The 851-nt window shown below is 51.7% G+C and carries 1 rRNA gene; it reads right to left on the reverse strand.

From position 1 onward, the window contains the following. Positions 1-634: ribosomal RNA gene (locus tag IFR14_RS20560) — 23S ribosomal RNA — on the reverse strand; the annotation flags it as partial. Between the last annotated feature and the right edge of the window lie 217 nt (positions 635-851).

The raw sequence follows: 851 nt of genomic DNA on the forward strand, positions 1-851 counted from the left end.
ACAAGGGTGCTCCAACGGTTTGTAAGCAAACGGTTTCAGGTACTATTTCACTCCCCTCCCGGGGTACTTTTCACCTTTCCCTCACGGTACTTGTCCGCTATCGGTCATCTGGGAGTATTTAGGCTTATCAGGTGGTCCTGACAGATTCACACGGGATTTCTCGGGCCCCGTGCTACTTGGGATACTCCTCGCACGATTGCAGCATTTCGACTACCGGGCTGGCACCGTCTCTGGCTGGGCTTTCAATCCCATTCGTCTATACCACGTTCTAATGCTCCCCGAATATCAGTTCGGAGTGAGAAGTCCCACAACCCCGGACATGCAACGCCTGATAGCTATCACACATGCCCGGTTTAGCCTCTTCCGATTTCGCTCGCCACTACTGACGGAATCACTGTTGTTTTCTCTTCCTGGGGGTACTGAGATGTTTCACTTCCCCCCGTTCCCTCTACCCGCCCTATATATTCAGGCGGGAGTCACCAGATCACCACAAGGGGCCTGGCGGGGTTTCCCCATTCGGAAATCCTCGGATCACAGCTCGTTTATCAGCTCCCCGAGGCTTATCGCAGATTACTACGTCCTTCTTCGGCTCCAGATGCCAAGGCATCCACCGTTTGCTCTTAGAAATTTGAAATCACATGAGTTTGAATCGATCGGCACCAGTTACCTGATGCAGATTGACCAATGATCAACATCACTTCCGAAGAAGCATGTTTTGATCTTTGTGATCCACAACCCCGAAGGGCCATGAATCTAAGATGCTCGCGTCCACTGTGTAGTTCTCAAAGTACGGGCGGTACCTCTCTCCTTGACCATTGATGTCAAGCAAAAGAGGCCCTGAGGTTCGTCCT

This window comes from Plantibacter sp. CFBP 8775 (assembly GCF_014839505.1).
GTDB classification, from domain to species: domain Bacteria; phylum Actinomycetota; class Actinomycetes; order Actinomycetales; family Microbacteriaceae; genus Plantibacter; species Plantibacter auratus.